Genomic DNA, 17,145 nt, shown 5'->3' on the forward strand with positions numbered 1-17,145 from the left:
TCGGTCGCTGTGCCGGGGCAACACGTATCTAAACACATATGGAGATTGCTAAATGTCTGAGATTGTTGATATCAAGGCCTTTGAGGTGCTGGATTCACGGGGCAACCCGACAGTAGAGGCAGATGTGGTACTGGCCTCTGGTGCGGTGGGCACAGCCTGCGCTCCCTCCGGTGCTTCCACCGGTTCCCGCGAGGCACTGGAACTGCGCGATGGCGACCCGGCGCGCTACCTGGGTAAGGGCGTAACCAAGGCCGTTGCCAATATCAACACCAGCATTCGCGATCTGCTGATGGGTATGGACGCCGACGACCAGCGCGCCCTGGACAAAGCAATGATCGATGCCGATGGCACCGAGAACAAAGCCAAGTTTGGCGCTAACGCCATTCTGGCAGTGTCACTGGCAGCGGCCAAGGCGACGGCCATCGAAAAAGGTATTCCGCTGTATCAACGTATTGCCCAGATCAATGGTACCGAAGGCGAGTACTCCATGCCGGTACCGATGATGAATATCCTCAACGGTGGTGAGCACGCCGACAACAACGTGGATATTCAGGAATTCATGGTACAGCCCGTTGGTGCGAAGACCTTCACCGAAGCCCTTCGGGTCGGCGCTGAAATCTTCCACGCGCTGAAAAAAGTACTGGTTGCCCGTGGCCTCAACACGGCGGTAGGTGACGAAGGTGGTTTCGCGCCGAACCTGCCGTCTAACGAAGCGGCACTCGAGGTGATTGCCGAGGCGGTAGCCAATGCCGGCTACACCCTGGGTGACGACGTTACCCTCGCGCTGGACTGCGCGTCTTCCGAGTTTTACAAAGACGGTAAATACGTCCTGGCCGGTGAGGGCAAGGAATTTGACGCGACTGGCTTTGCCGAGTATCTCGACGCCTTGTCACGTAAATACCCGATCATCTCCATTGAAGACGGTATGGACGAGAGCGACTGGGACGGTTGGGCGACCCTGACCAAACTGACCGGCGACCGTGTGCAGCTGGTGGGTGACGATCTGTTCGTGACCAATACCAGCATCCTGAAGCGGGGCATTGATAACAGTATTGCGAACTCAATACTGATTAAATTCAACCAGATCGGTTCGCTGACCGAAACTCTGGACGCCATCAAGATGGCCAAGGAAGCCGGCTATACAGCGGTCATTTCTCACCGCAGTGGTGAAACCGAAGACACCACCATCGCCGACCTGGCGGTAGCGACGGCGGCCGGCCAGATAAAAACCGGCTCACTGTGTCGTTCGGACCGTGTAGCGAAATACAATCGCTTGCTGCGCATCGAAGCTGAATTGGGTGCCGCCTACCGTGGCCGCGATGAGTTCCGGGCATAATGTGATCGGAATGGGGCGCTGCGGTGCCCCGACATCTCAGGATGAGCCATGACCCGACGTCGATTATTGATCCTACTCCTGCTAATCCTGTCTGCACTGCAATATCGCTTGTGGACGGGCAATGGCAGCTGGGAGCAGATCGTCAGTCTGCGCCGGGAAATCGCTGAACAACAACAACTGAATAATAATCAACGCAATCGCAACGAACGCCTGGTGGGTGAAGTACGCAGTTTAAAACACGACCTCGACAGTATTGGTGAGCGGGCGCGTAGCGATATGGGTATGATCGGAGAAGGTGAAACCTTCTATCTGATTATTGAAGAGTAGTATGGGTGTCTGATTCAACTCCTCGTCTCTGGGCGGTGGTGCCCGCGGCTGGCAAAGGCAGTCGCTTTGGCGCCGACTGCCCGAAGCAATATCTCGACCTCGGCAATGCGGCGGTTATCGAGCACAGCCTGCACGCGTTGCTGGCGGAGCCTCGCATCGCTACGGTGGTGGTTGCCCTGCGGGGCGACGACAGCCATTTTCAGCAGCTGGCCGTCAGTCGCAACTCTCGAGTGCGGGCAGTGCAGGGTGGTGCAGAGCGCGCAGACTCGGTCGAGCTGGCACTGGCAAGCATCGCGCAGGACGCTGGTGAGCGGGACTGGGTACTGGTACACGATGCCGCGCGGCCCTGTCTTTCAGGCTCTGACCTGTCACGGTTGATCGAGGAGTGTCTGGCCCGGGACTGTGGCGGGATACTGGCGCAGCCGATGGTAGATACGGTCAAGCGAGCTAACGACCGACAGCAGGTGGTGGAGACGGTGGACCGCACGGTATTGTGGCGGGCGCAGACACCCCAGATGTTCCCGCTGGCCGACCTGTTCTCGGCGCTCGCTGACTGCCGTAAACGGGGTGTTCTGGTGACAGACGAAGCCTCGGCCATTGAAGCGACAGGTGGACATGTGGCTATTATCCAGGGCAGTCACCGGAATATTAAAATAACCCACCGTGAAGATTTGGCTTTGGCTGAGTTTTTCCTGAATGAACTGCGCGCAGAGGGCGATTCGCCATGATTCGTATTGGCCACGGCTATGACGTACACCGCTTTGGCGAGGGTGATCGGATCGTGCTTGCGGGGGTGACGATTCCCCATAGTCGAGGGCTGATCGCTCACTCCGATGGCGATGTAGCCTTGCACGCACTGTGCGATGCGCTGTTGGGGGCATTGGCATTGGGGGATATCGGTCAGCATTTTCCCGATACTGACGAGGCCTTTGCCGGCGCCGACAGCGGCGTGTTACTCCAGCACTGCTATGGCTTGATCACCGAGCGAGGGTTTCGCCTCGGCAACGCCGACATCACCATTGCCGCTCAGCGTCCCAAGCTGATGCCCCATATTCCGGCGATGCGGGGGCGTATTGCCGAGCTTATCGGGGTAGACCTGTCGCTGGTCAGTGTGAAAGCCACGACCACGGAAAAACTCGGCTTTGTCGGTCGCGAGGAGGGTATCGCGGTGGACGCGGTGGTGCTGCTGGAGAGCGTCAATGCTGGTTGATTGGCCCCGGGCACTGGGTGGCCCCGAGGCCCACGGCGTACTGAAGCTGTCGCCGGAGGACTTCCGTGTTGACGAAGAATTCAGCGTGGACTTCAGCGATGACGGCGAGTTTGACTGGCTGTGGGTGGTGAAGAGGGGTAATAACACCGACTATGTGGCGCGGCGAATTGCCGAGCTTGCCGGTGTGCCGGTGAAGGCGGTGACCTACTCCGGTATGAAGGACCGCCAGGCCCTTACGCGCCAGTGGTTCTGTGTGCACCTGCCGGGCAAACACGGGCGCGACTGGGGCGGGGTGATGGAGACGAGTGAGGGTGCCGAGGGCAGCGACTCCTCCTGGTGGCGGGTTGAACGCTTCGGGCGGCATCGTCAGAAACTCCGCTTGGGCAGTCACCGTGCCAATCGGTTTAGTCTGACCCTGCGCGAAGTCGATGGTGATACGGCGGCCTTGGACCGCCGCTTGCAAGAGCTAGCGAAGGGACTGCCCAATTATGTTGGCGACCAGCGCTTTGGTCATGATGGCGGCAATATTGAAGCCTGTTTGCAGTGGTTTGATCAAGGTGGCAAGGTGCCGCGTTTTCAAAAGGGCCTCTACCTGTCGGCGGCCCGGGCCTATATTTTTAACTCGGTGCTGGCGCGGCGGGTAGCCGACGGCAGCTGGTGCGAGCCGCTGACGGGGGAGCTGTTTTCCCTGCGTGACAGTGGCAGTGTTTTTCAGGCCGAGGTTGATGATGAAATAAGACAGCGTATGGCCGAGGGGGATATTCACCCCTCTGGCCCACTGTTTGGCGCAGAGGGGCGCAATGGCGTTACCGCAGATGTCGCCGCTTTCGAGGCGCAGGTGTTCGCAGAGCACCGCGTCCTGTGCGATGGCTTGAAGCGTCACGGACTGAAAATGGAACGCCGCAGTCTGCGGGTAATACCCAAGGGATTGGATTGGCAGCACTTGCCAGAGCGTAGTCTGAGGGTGGAGTTTTCCCTGCCCAGGGGCTGTTTCGCCACGGCGCTTGTGCGAGAATTCATTGATGCCTAAGGGCGTGACTATAAGAGAATCCTACGTTGAGCAGTAATTTTCAGGGCATCGGCATGACCTCCCAACGCACCCGCGATCGTTTGATAGAGCGCTTGCGTGGGCAGGGCATCAGCGACCCCAAAATTCTGGACATCCTGCGCGCTACCCCGCGCCATATTTTTCTTGACGAAGCCCTTTCCCACCGGGCCTATGAGGACAGTTCGCTGCCCATTGGTTTTCAGCAGACCCTGTCGCAGCCCTATATCGTTGCGCGAATGACAGAGCTACTGCTTGAAAAGGGGCCGCTGGAACGTGTGCTTGAGGTGGGTACGGGGTCCGGTTACCAAACCGCCATTCTCGCTCAGCTTGTCGGTCGCGTGTTCAGTGTCGAGCGTATTCGTCCCTTGCAGGAGAAGGCGCGTGCCCGTCTGCGACAGCTGAATCTGCACAATGTCCACCTGCGACACGCCGACGGTGGTATGGGCTGGGCAGAACGTGGGCCGTTTAACGGCATTCTGTCGGCGGCGGCGCCAGAGGTGGTACCGCCGGAGCTGCTCGAGCAGCTGGCAGTGGGTGGGCGGCTGGTGATTCCTATCGGCAAGCAGGGGCAGCAACAACACTTATATATCTATGATCGCAGTGCTGAGGGTGTGGAAGAGCGCTGTGTTGAACCGGTTCAATTCGTCCCCCTCGTCAGCGGCATATTAGCCTAGTTGGCGCGCAGGGATGCACAAGGGAGACAAGGGCTTGAAATTCAGGTTGGCCATATTTTTACGTGGCGTTGCCATGGGCGCGGCAGACGTTGTGCCGGGGGTGTCCGGTGGCACCATCGCATTTATCACCGGAATTTACGACCAGCTTATCGATAGCCTGAAAAACTGCGACCTGACCGCGTTGCGGCTGCTGTTCTCGGCCGGGCCAGCGGAAATGTGGCGTCACATCAATGGCAATTTCCTGCTCAGCCTGATGCTGGGTATCTGTTTCAGTGTGCTGTCTTTGGCTCGAGGGATTTCCTGGGCGCTGGAAACCCATCCGGTGCCGTTGTCGGCGTTTTTCTTTGGTTTGATTCTCGCCTCGGCGCTGCTGGTCTACCGGCAGGCGCCCCGCAGCCGCCTTCAGCCGGTCTATCTCCTGCTGGGTGTGGCATTGGCCCTGCTAATTGCCGTCGTTCGTCCCGGGGAGGTGCCGGTAACCGGGTTGACGGTTTTTGCCGCGGGGGCGCTTGCCATCTGCGCAATGATTCTGCCGGGGATTTCCGGCAGCTTTATACTGTTGCTGTTAGGCATGTACGAACCGGTCATCAATGCCATTAAAGCGATGGATCTGGCGATGCTGGCGGTATTTGTCGCGGGCTGTGCAACGGGTTTATTACTGTTTGTGCGCCTGTTGAGCTATATGCTCCATCATTTCCGCGGTCCGCTTCTGGCGTGGCTTACCGGAGTGTTACTGGGTTCTCTCGCGATTATATGGCCGTGGAAGCTTGGCGCCGCCGGAGGCGTGGCCAGCAGCGACCACAACCTGGATTGGCACAATGTGCTACCAGGCCACTACGGGGAATACGCTGACCCCCAGCTCCTGTTATGCTTCTCAGTGATGGCCTTTGGTATTGTCGTGGTCGTATCACTGGAAAAAATTGCTGAAAAATTTGCAGCATCTTAAGATTTTTTTTTCATTAAAAAATGATTTTAGAGAATTTTTTGAAGCTAAGGTGAGACTAAGACAAAAGCGCCCGTCGGCCCTGCACAGGGTGACAAATTGAGCGTGAAAACGTAACAAGGTGGGGAGGGAAGCGATTTGCAGGTGGCGTCGGGATAATGGAAATCAGGCTGCGTGTCCTTATCACTGCGCTGCTGATTAGCCTGACAGCCTGTGCGGGCAATCATCAGCGCGCGCCTGTTTACGATCGCTATAATCCAGCAGAAAAGCCTCCCCCCTATTACATTGTCAGTCGAGGGGATACCCTGTTTGCCATCGCCTGGCGCTATGGCTTCGATGTTCAAAGGTTAGCGGCTGCTAACGACATTGGTAAACCTTACACCATTTATCCTGGTCAGGCGATTCAGCTTACCGAGCGCAGTGCGGTTGCCAAAAAGCCACCCGTCACAGTATCAGCGCCCCCTCCGGCACCGGCTAAACCCGCTGTTGCCGTTCCGCCTCCCCCGGCCAAGCCCAAAGCCAAACCCCGTGAAAAAACTGTTACCGCCAAACCTGCGGTAAAGCAGCATGACGCCGAGAGTGGCTGGTTGTGGCCAGCCCCCGGTGGAGTGGTAAGGCGATTTATTGCTTCAGGACAAGCACATAAGGGTATTGATATAAAAGGCAAAATGGGTGAGCCTGTAAGGGCTTCCCGAAGTGGTGTTGTGGTTTACGCGGGGAGTGGCTTGGTGGGGTACGGCAATTTGCTGATTCTGAAGCATTCCGACCGATACCTCAGTGCTTATGGGCACAATAGAAAACTATTGGTCAGAGAGGGAGAAAGCGTTATATCAGGGCAAAAAATCGCCGAGCTGGGGGACAGTGGTACAGATTCGGCCAAACTACATTTTGAAGTTCGCATAGATGGTAAGCCAGTTGATCCTTTGGGATTGCTACCGAAACGCTGAGTGCGGGACATCATCAGGTTGATGTCCAACAAGGTGTTCACGCTACAGATAGTGAATATAATAATCAGGGTAGCAACCTGAAGCATTACAGAAGTCGAAAATAACAAACAATTTCCGATAAGGATTCGACGATGCGGGTATATGAAACAAACGAAGAGCGGTCCGGCAAGTTTGATGGCCTGGCCAGTAAAGACATTCAGGGCAGCGGCGACAAACCTGAAAAAGGCATCAGCCGTCTGGGGCGGAGCAAGCGGCTGAGTAGCGAAGTCGATGTGACTCAGCTTTACCTTAGTGAAATTGGTTTCTCACCACTTTTAACCCCCGAAGAGGAAGTGCACTTTGCTCGCCTGGCCCGAAAGGGTGACGAGGCCGGGCGAAAGCGCATGATTGAGAGTAATCTGCGGCTGGTGGTAAAAATTGCCCGGCGCTACCTGAACCGTGGTCTTACCCTGCTCGATCTGGTCGAAGAGGGTAATCTTGGGCTGATCCGGGCAGTAGAGAAATTTGACCCCGAGCGCGGTTTTCGCTTTTCCACCTACGCAACCTGGTGGATCAGGCAGACGATAGAGCGGGCGATTATGAACCAGACCCGGACTATCCGCCTGCCCATTCATGTGGTGAAAGAACTGAATGGCTACCTGCGCGCCGAGCGTGAATTAAGCCAAAAGCTCGATCACATGCCTTCGCCGGAGGAAATGGCGCGGGCAATGGATCGGCCTGTTGCCGAGGCGAAACGGCTGTGTAGTCTGAAAGAGCGGGTTGGCTCGGTGGATGTGCCCACGGCGCAGGATACCGATCAGGTGCTGCTGGATACGATTGCCGACACCAATGCCCTCAACCCCAGCGAAATTCTGCAGAACCAGGATTTGTCCGCAAGCATCGATCACTGGCTGGACGAACTGAACGAGAAACAGCGGGAGGTTGTGGTACGCCGCTTTGGCCTTCGTGGCCACGAAGCGGCAACCCTTGAGGAAGTGGGGCGGGAAATTGGCCTGACCCGCGAGCGGGTGCGGCAAATCCAGGTTGAGGCGTTAAAGGCGATGCGTCATTTGTTTGAAAGCAATGGTCTCAACGCCGGGGCGCTGTTTTCCGAGGCGCCGTAGACCACCGCTCAGCCTCAGCCCCCTTTCGCAGCGGCCCATTGGGCCGCTTTTCAGTTAAAAATCTCGTCGAGTGAAAACCGTTCTATCGCAGGCCCCTGCGCCAGGCTTCTGGCGATCATCTTGGTTGCAACCTCGCTGCCGCTAATCGGTCGGTAGCGTTTCAGCCCCGGTAGCTTGCACAGCGCGGGCATTAATTTACCCGCCAGGTACTCGCCGGTCCGGCGATGTTCCCGTTCACCCAGCAGCAGCGATGGTTGAAACAGGCTCAGGCGCTCAAAGCAGAGGGCCTTTACCCCATCTTCGAGTTGTCCCTTCATACGCAGGTAGGCGCTGCGACTGCGGCTGTCGGCCGACATCGACGACACCAGTAGCAGGTGCTTGACGCCTCGGGCCTTGGCCAGGGTCGCAGCGTGCAGTGGGTAGTCCACATCGACTTTGTATTGTGCTGCCAGAGAGCCCGCCTGCTTACGTGTGGTCCCCATACAGCAAAACAGATAGTCGCCGCTAAAGGCATCGGCGACCGTGTCGAGCTGGTCAAAGTCCACTACGATATTGTGTACGCGGGGTGTCGACGAGATCGGGCGGCGGGTGATGGCCGTGATTCGAGTAAAAGCACTGTTGCTGGCAAGTTGGCTGAGCAGTGCGCTACCGATCAATCCGGTAGCGCCAATGACGATGGCGTGGCGTTCCATATTCTTCCGCTTGTTGTTCGACTTAGGGGTGTTGATTGGGAGGGCTGGCTAGGTACATGACAGCCCAGGGGCGGCCAGACGAAAAAAGGCGACCCGTAGGTCGCCTTTTCAGCAAGCAGCGCGGGCTTGCTTATCGTACCGGGTTGCTTAGGGCAGCAGGTGCTTCACACCGTCACGCTCTTCGGCAAGTTCCTGCTCGGTGGCTTGCATTTTCGCGCGGCTGAAGTCGTTGACCTCAACGCCTTGTACAATTTCCCACTCGCCGTCTTTGCAGCGGCAGGGGAAGGAGTAAATCAGGCCTTCCTGAATGCCGTAGCTGCCGTCGCTGTAAACGCCCATGGAAACCCAGTCGTCACCGTCTGTGCCCAGAGCCCAGCTGCGCATATGGTCGATGGCCGCGTTGGCTGCAGAGGCTGCAGAGGAGGCGCCGCGAGCTTTGATAATTGCCGCGCCGCGCTGCTGAACAGTCGGAATAAAGTCGTTTTCCAGCCATTCCTGATCTACCAGGTCAGCGGCAGTCTGGCCGGCAACCTTGGCGTTGAACAGGTCCGGGTACTGGGTCGCAGAGTGGTTGCCCCAGATGGTCATATTGGTTACGTCATTGACGGTCTTGCCGGTTTTCTGGGCAATCTGTGTCATCGCGCGGTTGTGGTCCAGGCGAGTCATGGCCGTGAAGTTACGCGGGCTGATTGACGGCGCGTTGCGCTGGGTAATCAGTGCGTTGGTGTTGGCGGGGTTGCCGACAACCAAAACCTTGATGTTTTTGCTGGCATTCTCGTCAATGGCTTTGCCTTGTACCGAGAAGATTGCCGCGTTGGCTTCCAGCAGGTCTTTACGCTCCATGCCGGGGCCGCGTGGGCGGGCACCGACCAGCAGGGCGTAGTCAGTGTCCTTAAAGCCGACGTTGGGGTCGTCAGTGCAAATGACGTCAGCCAGCAGGGGGAATGCGCAATCTTCCAGCTCCATTTTTACGCCTTGCAGGGCGTCCAGTGCGGGGGTAATGTCCAGCAGCTGCAGGATGACTGGCTGGTCTTCGCCCAGCATGGCGCCGGAGGCGACGCGGAAAAGCAGTGCATAGCCGATCTGGCCTGCTGCACCGGTAACGGTGACTCGAACTGGTTGTTTCATGGAGCGGTCCCTTTCTGGTGATTGATCTGGTCTAAAACCGGTTTTGAGCGGGTGCGACCGGACGTGGATTACACAGTCCGGCATGCACCCGTGCCGGGGTCTGGCCGTGTATGACTACACCTCGTGCCAGCTAATTTTGGCGCCGTAATGATAGTCATCTCGCCTGAGGAATACCAGCGAGACGCCGTTTTTCGATGGATTTCCTTGTAATTTAGGTGTCTGAGTGGCTGATATTTAGGCAACTCTATATAATGCGGCCTCGATTTTTTGCTCCAGACCCCGATAGGCCTGCTATGTCCTTAACCCTTGATATGCCGCAAATCTCCAAGCTGGAATTCAACAAGCTGCAAAAGCGCTTACGTCGCCATACGGGACAGGCCATTGAGGACTACCGCATGATCGAGGAAGGCGACCGGGTTATGGTGTGCCTGTCCGGCGGCAAGGACAGCTATGCCATGCTGGACATTCTGATGAACCTGCAAAAAAGCGCGCCGGTGAAATTTGAGCTGGTTGCGGTGAATATGGATCAGAAGCAGCCGGGTTTTCCGGAGCATATTCTGCCCGAGTACCTCGACCAGTTGGGCATCGAGTATTACATTGTCAACAAGGACACCTACTCCATTGTTAAAGAAAAGGTGCCTGAAGGGAAAACGACCTGCGGGCTGTGTTCGCGTTTGCGCCGTGGCACCCTGTACGGCTTTGCCGAGGATATCGGGGCGAACAAAATAGCCCTGGGTCACCACAAGGATGACATCGTACAGACGCTGTTCCTCAATATGTTCTACGGTTCCCGAATGGCTGCCATGCCGCCAAAATTGCTGTCGGACGACAAGCGCAATGTAATTATTCGACCCTTGGCATACTGCCGCGAGGCCGATATCGAAAAGTTTGCGGCGTATAAAGAGTTTCCCATTATTCCCTGCAACCTGTGCGGCTCGCAGGAAAATTTGCAGCGGCAGAATATCCGCAAAATGCTGTTGGATTGGGAGAAGCAGGACGGTAGTCGTATCGAGAAAATATTCTCCTCCATGCAGAATATAGCGCCCTCGCAAATGGCTGACACCACGCTGTTTAATTTTACCGACCTGCAGATAGACCGCAGCGGTGAGCGTGCGGCCTACCCCTTCGACGCCAGCCAGAGCGTTCAGGGTGGCGGTATCGCGACGGATGTCACGCCGGTACCCTTTATCGAACTGCGCTAGTCCTGTCTGCAACTTCCTCCGCGCGCCAGCGTGTCGCTGGCTTGATTCCTGCTACAGCCAGAATAACCCCCAACTGTCGAGGCGTATTCGTCGCCTTGTAGGTGGGGTAGTTCGGTTTTGTGTCAAAATAATGACGATTGATGGTGTGTTTGTCGCGGCTGTCAAAAAAATGACGTCGCAGCTGCGGGCGGGTGCCTGTGGGTACCCCTGTCGGGAATAGTGAATGGCGCTTTTTAAAAGTGGGAATTACGGTCCGTCCAGATTGTTGCTGTTTAGTCAGTTAGCGGTTGTGCTGCTGCTATTGCTGGCGATGTCGGCGCAGTTGTGGTTGAGCTGGCCGCTTCTTGCAGTGGCCCTGGTCAGCGCAGGGCTAGTGCTGTTGCTCGCGGTTATCGCGGGTCAGGCGGCGCCGGCCAGATTCGCTGAATCGCGCCCCGGCCCGACGGCAAACAGCTCTGCTTATGCGCTGTTGTCCAAGGCGCTGCGGCGGGCGGCTGCCGACGAGCCAGTAAGGGTGGCGGCAGTGCTCAGCCATTGGTTGCGGGACGAGGCTTTGGAGCCGACGGCAGAAAGTATTGAGCTGGAGCTGGCTCCCGAAGATCAAGTGGCAGCAGTGTTGATGCTGCTGGAAAAAGCCGATGCGGCCCGGGTTTTGCGGGAGCTATCGCCGACCGAAATCCAGAGGGTCGCCCAGGCTATGGCGGGCCTGGAGGCGCCGTCAGCGCCGCAGATGGCTGAGCTTTTGCAGCGCTTCAGCGACGACGTTACCCACTTCTCAGCGATTAAGTCCGGTGTGACCGAAGACGTTTGTGGCCTGCTGGAGCAGGCGCTGGGTCCGGAAAAGGCGCGGCTGATTAACGACCAACTGGCGGTGAGCGGTCAATCCCGGCAGCTCGGCAAATTAAAATGGCTTGATGCAAGTGTGATTGCAGCGATGTTGCATCGAGAGCACCCGCAAATACAGGCAGTGTTGATTGCCAGTCTGGCGCCAAAGCAGGCGAGTGACGTGCTGTTGGCGCTGCCAGAGGAGCGGCGCTTGGACCTGTTGAGCCGTATGTCAGCGCTGGAAACCCTGTCATCCGCCGCTCTCCAGGAGCTGGATTGGCTGGTGGAGGATTACCTGAATAACGCGGGTCGAGGTATGGGTCGTGCCCTCACCGGAGAGGCTATTGCAGCGTCCTTGCTGAATGAGCTCGATGTTGCTACCGAGGCTGAACTGCTCAACGGTTTGCGGCGAATGCGTCCCGGCAGTGCTGAAAGCGTGGAAGACCTGATGTTTGGTTTCGAACAACTCGAACGGCTCAGTGATGCCGACCTGGATCTGTTGCTCAAACAGTTGAATCCCGCAATGGTCAGGATTGCCCTGCGCGGCGCACCGAGAAACCTCGCGCGGAGGGTTGTTGCACTGCGTCCGGAGGTTGGCCGAGACAGCGACGACACTCGGGTTACCCAGGCCGAGGTTCGAGTGGCGAGAAATGAGATTGTCACCGTGGCTAAACGCATGGCGGCGGTAGGGGAGGTTGTGCTGGATGCGCGCAAGCTCGATGTTTTCTAAGGTGAAAAAATCGGCTCGGGAGAGTGTGAGGTTTTTCTGTTCTGAGGGCTAAAAACGGTTATGCTAAGTGGTGTTCCTGCGCGGTGTGTTTTTTTACTCGGCGTCGATATATGGCTCAGGCATGACTCTACAGGGAAGAATTATGAACGCTATTGATGGCTCAGTATTGGAGGAGTTGCTCCAGGTGATGGGCGAGGATCTCGCCGGTCTGGTAGTGGCTTTTGAAAAGGATTCGCTGCAGCGTCTGTCGCTGATTGAAGCGGCTGCCGCGCGGGGAGAGGCTGACACGGTGCGCAGCTTGGCCCACACCTTGAAGGGCGGTGCACTGGGCATGGGGGCAAACAGCTTTGCCCGCTATTGTCGAGGGATTGAGTTGTGTGGGCGCGAAGCGGCATTGGCCAATGTCGACACCGAGCTGGCCAATGCGCGGCGCAGCTTGCGCGAGGCGCTGTCAGCGATAAATGGCTGGTTGTCAGTGCAGGGTTGTCAAAAAAATGACAGCCTGAGGTTCTCTAAGTAATTGATACTAATAATAAACATTGCCGGCCGGTTGGTGTGATTATTGCTGTAACAGCAGGTAGTCAGCGCAAAATCAGGATAGTTTCACCATGGCGAGTAAGTGTATTGAAGGCCCGGCGAGGGCGGTTGTGATAATGCCGGGGCGGGGCAATGACTAACCTGTTGTCACAGGCTGAAGTCGATGCGCTGCTGGCGGCGGTGCAGGACGATGTGCCGCTGACGCCCTCAGCGGCAAGGCCGACGACTCCGACGAGCGCGAAATTCGACCTGGCCAGTCGCCGGCAGGTGAAATCGCGGCGGCTGCCGGGCCTCGAGCATTTGTGCAAGCGCTTTTCAGAGCATTTCCGCTACAGCCTGTCGGAGGTGTTGACCCAGGATATTGATGTGGGCTTGCTGGAGCTGCAGTTTCTGCCTTATGCCGAATACCTGCACTCGTTATATTTGCCAACCAGCCTCAATATGATGCGCATGGAGCCCTTGCAAGGGCGGGCGATGATGGTCTTCGATGCCAGGCTGGTATTCCGGCTGGTGGAAATTTTCTTTGGCGGAACCACCGTCCAGGGCGCGCCCGATGGGCGTGATTTCAGCCCGGCAGAACGGCGCTTGCTGGGCAAATTGCTCAGTCGTGCTCACGCCGACATCGAAGAGAGTTGGCGGCCGGTGCTTGAGCTGCAATGCCAGCCGCTGGGCACCGAGGTGAATCCGTCGATGGCAAATATTGTTGGTGCCGCAGACAGCGTGGTGGTCTGCCGCTTTCAGGTCGATGCTGAAGGCGGCGGCGGCGGTGAGTTCCATATCTGTTTTCCATTGGCCATGCTGGAGCCTCTGCGTGAAGCGCTGTCGCGCAGTGATGCCGCTGAGCGCCGTTCACCTGACCCATTATGGGAGGAAGCCATGCGCCGAGCTGTGCTGGATACCTGTTTGCCAACCCGATGCCGTTTGGCGGAGAAAACCATGAGTTTGCGCGAAATAGCCGGATTGCAGGTCGGCGATGTGATCGCTATGGGCCGCAGCGACCAGGTTGAAATTCATACTGAGGGGCAGCCGCTGTTGCGGGCCAGAATCGACCCCACCCGCGACGATTTGACCCTGGTGATCACCGGGCGTGCCTGAGTAGAGGCAACAGGAGAGAAGATGAGTAATTCAGACGACCTTCGGCGCGAGCGGCAGGCCCTGCGCGAAGAAATAGAGTCCGCCGAAGCGAGTTTGTTTGGCGGAACCTCCGGGCAGCAGGCGCGCTTGCGAGACCGCAGCCCCTCCGCTCCGGACCTCGATATGGTGCTGGATATTCCGGTAAGGGTGACCCTTGAGGTCGGTGGCACCAATATGCCCATACGGGATTTGCTGCAATTGCAGCAGGGTGCGATTGTCGAGTTGGAGCGTCACGCGGGGGAGCCTCTGGACGTGCTGGTAAACGGTGCGCTCATCGCTCGTGGCGAAGTGGTAGTGGTTGAAGACAAGTTGGGCATTCGTCTCACCGAAGTGGTCAGCGCAAGCGAGCGTTTGCAGTCGTTGCGTTGAGTCACCCGCGCCCACACAAGGAGTGGATATGAAGCGGCTGGTGTACAAGGTGGAGGATGTCGCAACTCTTAAAGAAGTGGGGGCGATGGTCAACCAGCCCCATTTGCTGGGCTGGCGTATCTCGGTGGTTAGCGACAGACCGGCGGATGTCGCGGCCGCCAATATGCGCAATATGTCGCTGTTGCGGCGCAGCGATGTGCTTTCCTTCGGCTGGCGTGGGGGCTTATGGGGCGGCGTATCAAGCGTGTTGGCGATATTGTTGATTGGCGGCCTTTACGGCAACGGTGACGGTTTTGCTCAACAAGTACTGCTGGTGGCATTGCCGCTGTGCTGTGTTTTTTTTGGTGCCTGGGAGGGGGGCTTTCTTGGCTTGACGAAGGTTAATCCGGGGTTGCGGCCCTTTATGGCGCAGGTCGAGGCAGGAGCGTTTATTGTGATTGTCGATGTGAGGCCGGAGGACGAACGTCTGGTTAAGAAACTGATGGGCCTCTGCGGGTCGGAACAGCTCGCCGAGTATTGCAGTCGAATATGGACGCTGCGCGGGCCGACCCGCCCCCGGCGAGGTGCGTCGTGAAGCCGGTTCAGGTAGTCGCGGTCACCGGGGGGAAGGGGGGCGTTGGCAAAACCAATATCGCGATTAACCTGGCGGTGGCATTAGCCCAATCCGGTCAGCGTGCCGCCGTACTCGATGCTGATTTCAGTCTGGCCAATGTCGATGTGCTGCTGGGATTACATGCGGACAAAACCATCGAGCATGTGTTTCGCGGTGAGTGCAGTCTTAGCGACATTATTCTGACCGGCCCCGCAGGGATACGCATTATCCCTGCATCCTCGGGGGCGCGGGCGTTGACCAGGCTTACCAGTCTGGAGCAGGCGGGGCTGATTCGCGCGTTCAGCGACCTCGGTGAGCAGCTCGATGTACTGGTGGTCGATACTGCCGCGGGGATTTCCGACGGGGTGCTGACTTTTGTCAATGCCGCCCGTGAGGTACTATTGGTGCTGTGGAACGAGCCTTCTTCGTTCACCGATGTTTACGCGTTGATCAAGCTACTGAATCGCGATTTTGGCCGACGGCGGTTTAGAATAATGACCAATATGCTTGACAGCGATGCCGAGGGGCGAGAGTTGTTTCGGCGACTTGTCGTTGTCTGTGAGCAATTTCTTGACGTCAGCCTGCTGTACGCCGGAGCGATTCCCTTTGACCCGGCGCTGGCACGCGCGGTGAAAAAACAGGTGCCAGTCATTTTGTCGGAGCCCAGTGCGCCGTCGTCGCGGGCAATTCGTTTGCTCGCACAGGAGGTGGCGTCGTGGCCTCTGTCCGGCAAGGCAACAGGCAGCCTGGAGTTTTTTGTCGAATCGTTGTTTAGTGTGCCGGCCGCGCCGCAGTGTAAGGAGCGACAAGTCGATGAGTAAGGACAAGCCGGAACTCTCGGTAGAGTCGTCGCCAGACCCCTTTGGCAACTATGATGAGCTTCCCACTTTTCACAGTGCCGGCCCGAGCGGTGACAAGCTGGATATGCGCATTCTTCTGGTTGAGGATTTTGCGACGATACGACGAATTATTCGCAACCTGCTCGCCGATTTGGGGTATACCAATGTCAGTGAGGCCGAAGATGGTATGGCGGCCCTGCCCATGTTGCATAACCAGCGCTTTGATTTGCTGATTACCGATATCGTGATGCCGGAAATGTCGGGGATGGAGCTGCTGAAGGCGGTGCGCGCCGATCATCAGCTTGAGAATTTGCCGGTATTGATGCTGACCTCCGACGCCAATCGCGACAAAATTATCGAGGCAGCCAAGGCCGGCGTCAGCGCCTATATTGTCAAACCCTTCACGGCAGCGATGCTGGAAAGCAAGATCAAGCAGATTTTTCAGCGCTTGAATAGTTAAAAATTCCTTATTTTTCAGTTTTTATGCGCGTGTGCATAATTTCGCTGCTCTGTCCCCCGGATTTTGTTCGCTTTGTGACCCAGCCATTACTGCCCAACTCATGGGGCTGGGATAATTGCCGGTGGCTGTTCCGGCTTTCCGTATTCGTGTCTGTTGCGGCGGGATATCGCCGTAGTTTCACGAGGCAAAGAGAGTGGATGTGAGCGAACACGAAGGCATTCTGGCAATTTTCTTATCCGAGGCTGAGGGCATCGTCCACAGCCTGTTTGCGCAGCTGGAAGAGTTGCAGTATGGCTATGACGGCCAGCGCATTCTGGATGATATTCACCGGGGCTTCCATACCTTGTATGGCGGCTCTGCGGTGTTGCAGCTGGAGGAATTGGCGGAGTGCGCGCAGCTCGCCGAGCGGGTGCTTGATCGCCTGCGTATGCGGCGTATTTCTCTGAGTCCCAGTCTGGTGTCCTTGATTATTGGCGCAACCAGCGCCATCGAGGCGATGTTGTCGAGATTGATTGAACATCAGACTGTGCGCCCGATACCGGAAGAGCTGAAGACGCGTTTGTTGCGTGCCGCCGGCCAGGAGAGAGAGTCTGTCGCCCCGCCGCGGCCACCGGTGGTCGACTGTGATCCGCTCAGCCATTTCTTTTCACCGAGCCAGCCGCCCAGCGAACAGAGGCTTAAGCCTGCTGGCGCAACCTTTGGCAAGGGCGCGTTGGAGCAGCTCTTGACGGGCTATGCCGCCACATCTATAGCCGCAAAAACAGCGTCACCCTCGGCGTCGGCTGCCCGAGTGAACGATGCCGTCGCAGTGCGGGAGCGTGACGGGGAGCCGGCCACTGATGCGCCGCATATCATTGACCTGATCCGTGAGCTGGCCTGGGTCAGAAATCGTTTGATGGGATTCAAGCGGGAAGAGGGCGGCGACAAACTGAATAAATCCCTTGCCTATCTTGATCTGGTCACCCGCGACATGGAGCAATGGCTCGAGCGGAACCGCCTCTAACGCCAAGTTACCACGTGCAGTCCTCTGTTCTTATTCCCCGCAAACC

General features: G+C 57.4%; 20 protein-coding genes. 18 read left to right on the top strand and 2 right to left on the bottom strand.

Features of this window, described 5'->3' with window-relative positions:
- Positions 1–52: 52 nt before the first annotated feature.
- The 9 genes from eno (at position 53) to rpoS (ending at position 7,588) form a co-directional block, all read left to right on the top strand.
- The gene (gene eno, locus HCU74_RS05860; RefSeq protein ID WP_168449483.1) at positions 53–1,336 is read left to right on the top strand and encodes a phosphopyruvate hydratase; all 1,284 of its coding nucleotides are present in this window, start codon (positions 53–55) and stop codon (positions 1,334–1,336) included.
- Positions 1,337–1,384: 48 nt separating this feature from the next.
- Positions 1,385–1,663, top strand: coding sequence for a septum formation initiator family protein (locus HCU74_RS05865; RefSeq protein ID WP_168449484.1), 279 nt, complete (start codon positions 1,385–1,387; stop codon positions 1,661–1,663).
- Between the two features lie 5 nt (positions 1,664–1,668).
- The gene (gene ispD, locus HCU74_RS05870) at positions 1,669–2,391 is read left to right on the top strand and encodes a 2-C-methyl-D-erythritol 4-phosphate cytidylyltransferase (RefSeq protein ID WP_168449485.1); all 723 of its coding nucleotides are present in this window, start codon (positions 1,669–1,671) and stop codon (positions 2,389–2,391) included.
- Positions 2,388–2,873 (top strand): 2-C-methyl-D-erythritol 2,4-cyclodiphosphate synthase, encoded by a 486-nt coding sequence (gene ispF / locus HCU74_RS05875; RefSeq protein WP_168449486.1) that lies wholly within the window; start codon positions 2,388–2,390, stop codon positions 2,871–2,873. Before ispD ends, ispF begins: the two co-directional genes overlap by 4 nt.
- On the top strand, positions 2,863–3,903 hold the full coding sequence (gene truD / locus HCU74_RS05880) for a tRNA pseudouridine(13) synthase TruD (protein WP_168449487.1): 1,041 nt from the start codon (positions 2,863–2,865) through the stop codon (positions 3,901–3,903). Before ispF ends, truD begins: the two co-directional genes overlap by 11 nt.
- A 53-nt stretch (positions 3,904–3,956) precedes the next feature.
- On the top strand, positions 3,957–4,595 hold the full coding sequence (locus tag HCU74_RS05885) for a protein-L-isoaspartate(D-aspartate) O-methyltransferase (RefSeq protein WP_168450033.1): 639 nt from the start codon (positions 3,957–3,959) through the stop codon (positions 4,593–4,595).
- A 34-nt stretch (positions 4,596–4,629) separates the two neighbouring features.
- A complete protein-coding gene (locus HCU74_RS05890; protein ID WP_168449488.1) occupies positions 4,630–5,541 on the top strand; it encodes a DUF368 domain-containing protein in 912 nt (303 codons plus the stop codon).
- A gap of 155 nt (positions 5,542–5,696) precedes the next feature.
- Complete coding sequence (locus tag HCU74_RS05895; protein WP_168449489.1) at positions 5,697–6,485, top strand: peptidoglycan DD-metalloendopeptidase family protein; 789 nt, start codon at positions 5,697–5,699, stop codon at positions 6,483–6,485.
- A gap of 131 nt (positions 6,486–6,616) precedes the next feature.
- Complete coding sequence (gene rpoS, locus HCU74_RS05900) at positions 6,617–7,588, top strand: RNA polymerase sigma factor RpoS (protein WP_168449490.1); 972 nt, start codon at positions 6,617–6,619, stop codon at positions 7,586–7,588.
- A gap of 50 nt (positions 7,589–7,638) precedes the next feature.
- Here rpoS and HCU74_RS05905 read toward each other — a convergent pair whose 3' ends face one another.
- Positions 7,639–8,280: an NAD(P)H-binding protein gene (locus HCU74_RS05905; RefSeq protein ID WP_168449491.1), complete on the bottom strand. Its 642-nt coding sequence runs from the start codon at positions 8,278–8,280 to the stop codon at positions 7,639–7,641.
- Between the two features lie 147 nt (positions 8,281–8,427).
- Complete coding sequence (locus HCU74_RS05910) at positions 8,428–9,408, bottom strand: malate dehydrogenase (RefSeq protein ID WP_168449492.1); 981 nt, start codon at positions 9,406–9,408, stop codon at positions 8,428–8,430.
- A gap of 311 nt (positions 9,409–9,719) precedes the next feature.
- Between HCU74_RS05910 and ttcA the strand changes: the two genes are divergently transcribed.
- From ttcA to HCU74_RS05955, 9 genes are all read left to right on the top strand, one after another.
- Positions 9,720–10,610 (top strand): tRNA 2-thiocytidine(32) synthetase TtcA, encoded by an 891-nt coding sequence (gene ttcA / locus HCU74_RS05915; RefSeq protein WP_168450034.1) that lies wholly within the window; start codon positions 9,720–9,722, stop codon positions 10,608–10,610.
- Positions 10,611–10,833: 223 nt separating this feature from the next.
- A complete protein-coding gene (locus tag HCU74_RS05920; RefSeq protein ID WP_168449493.1) occupies positions 10,834–12,165 on the top strand; it encodes a FliG C-terminal domain-containing protein in 1,332 nt (443 codons plus the stop codon).
- 142 nt (positions 12,166–12,307) lie between these two features.
- Positions 12,308–12,685, top strand: a complete 378-nt coding sequence (locus tag HCU74_RS05925; protein ID WP_168449494.1) for an Hpt domain-containing protein — start codon at positions 12,308–12,310, stop codon at positions 12,683–12,685.
- A gap of 149 nt (positions 12,686–12,834) precedes the next feature.
- The gene (gene fliM / locus HCU74_RS05930) at positions 12,835–13,797 is read left to right on the top strand and encodes a flagellar motor switch protein FliM (protein WP_168449495.1); all 963 of its coding nucleotides are present in this window, start codon (positions 12,835–12,837) and stop codon (positions 13,795–13,797) included.
- 21 nt (positions 13,798–13,818) lie between these two features.
- The gene (gene fliN, locus HCU74_RS05935; RefSeq protein ID WP_168449496.1) at positions 13,819–14,205 is read left to right on the top strand and encodes a flagellar motor switch protein FliN; all 387 of its coding nucleotides are present in this window, start codon (positions 13,819–13,821) and stop codon (positions 14,203–14,205) included.
- Between the two features lie 28 nt (positions 14,206–14,233).
- Positions 14,234–14,779, top strand: coding sequence for a hypothetical protein (locus HCU74_RS05940; protein WP_168449497.1), 546 nt, complete (start codon positions 14,234–14,236; stop codon positions 14,777–14,779).
- On the top strand, positions 14,776–15,618 hold the full coding sequence (locus HCU74_RS05945; protein ID WP_345889658.1) for a MinD/ParA family protein: 843 nt from the start codon (positions 14,776–14,778) through the stop codon (positions 15,616–15,618). Before HCU74_RS05940 ends, HCU74_RS05945 begins: the two co-directional genes overlap by 4 nt.
- Positions 15,619–15,721: 103 nt before the next feature.
- Entirely contained in the window at positions 15,722–16,096 is a 375-nt protein-coding gene (locus tag HCU74_RS05950; RefSeq protein WP_168450035.1) for a response regulator, read from the top strand.
- Positions 16,097–16,295: 199 nt separating this feature from the next.
- Entirely contained in the window at positions 16,296–17,099 is an 804-nt protein-coding gene (locus tag HCU74_RS05955) for an Hpt domain-containing protein (protein ID WP_168449499.1), read from the top strand.
- Positions 17,100–17,145 lie beyond the last annotated feature (46 nt).

This window comes from Spongiibacter thalassae, assembly GCF_012272835.1.
Classification (GTDB): Bacteria; Pseudomonadota; Gammaproteobacteria; order Pseudomonadales; family Spongiibacteraceae; genus Spongiibacter; species Spongiibacter thalassae.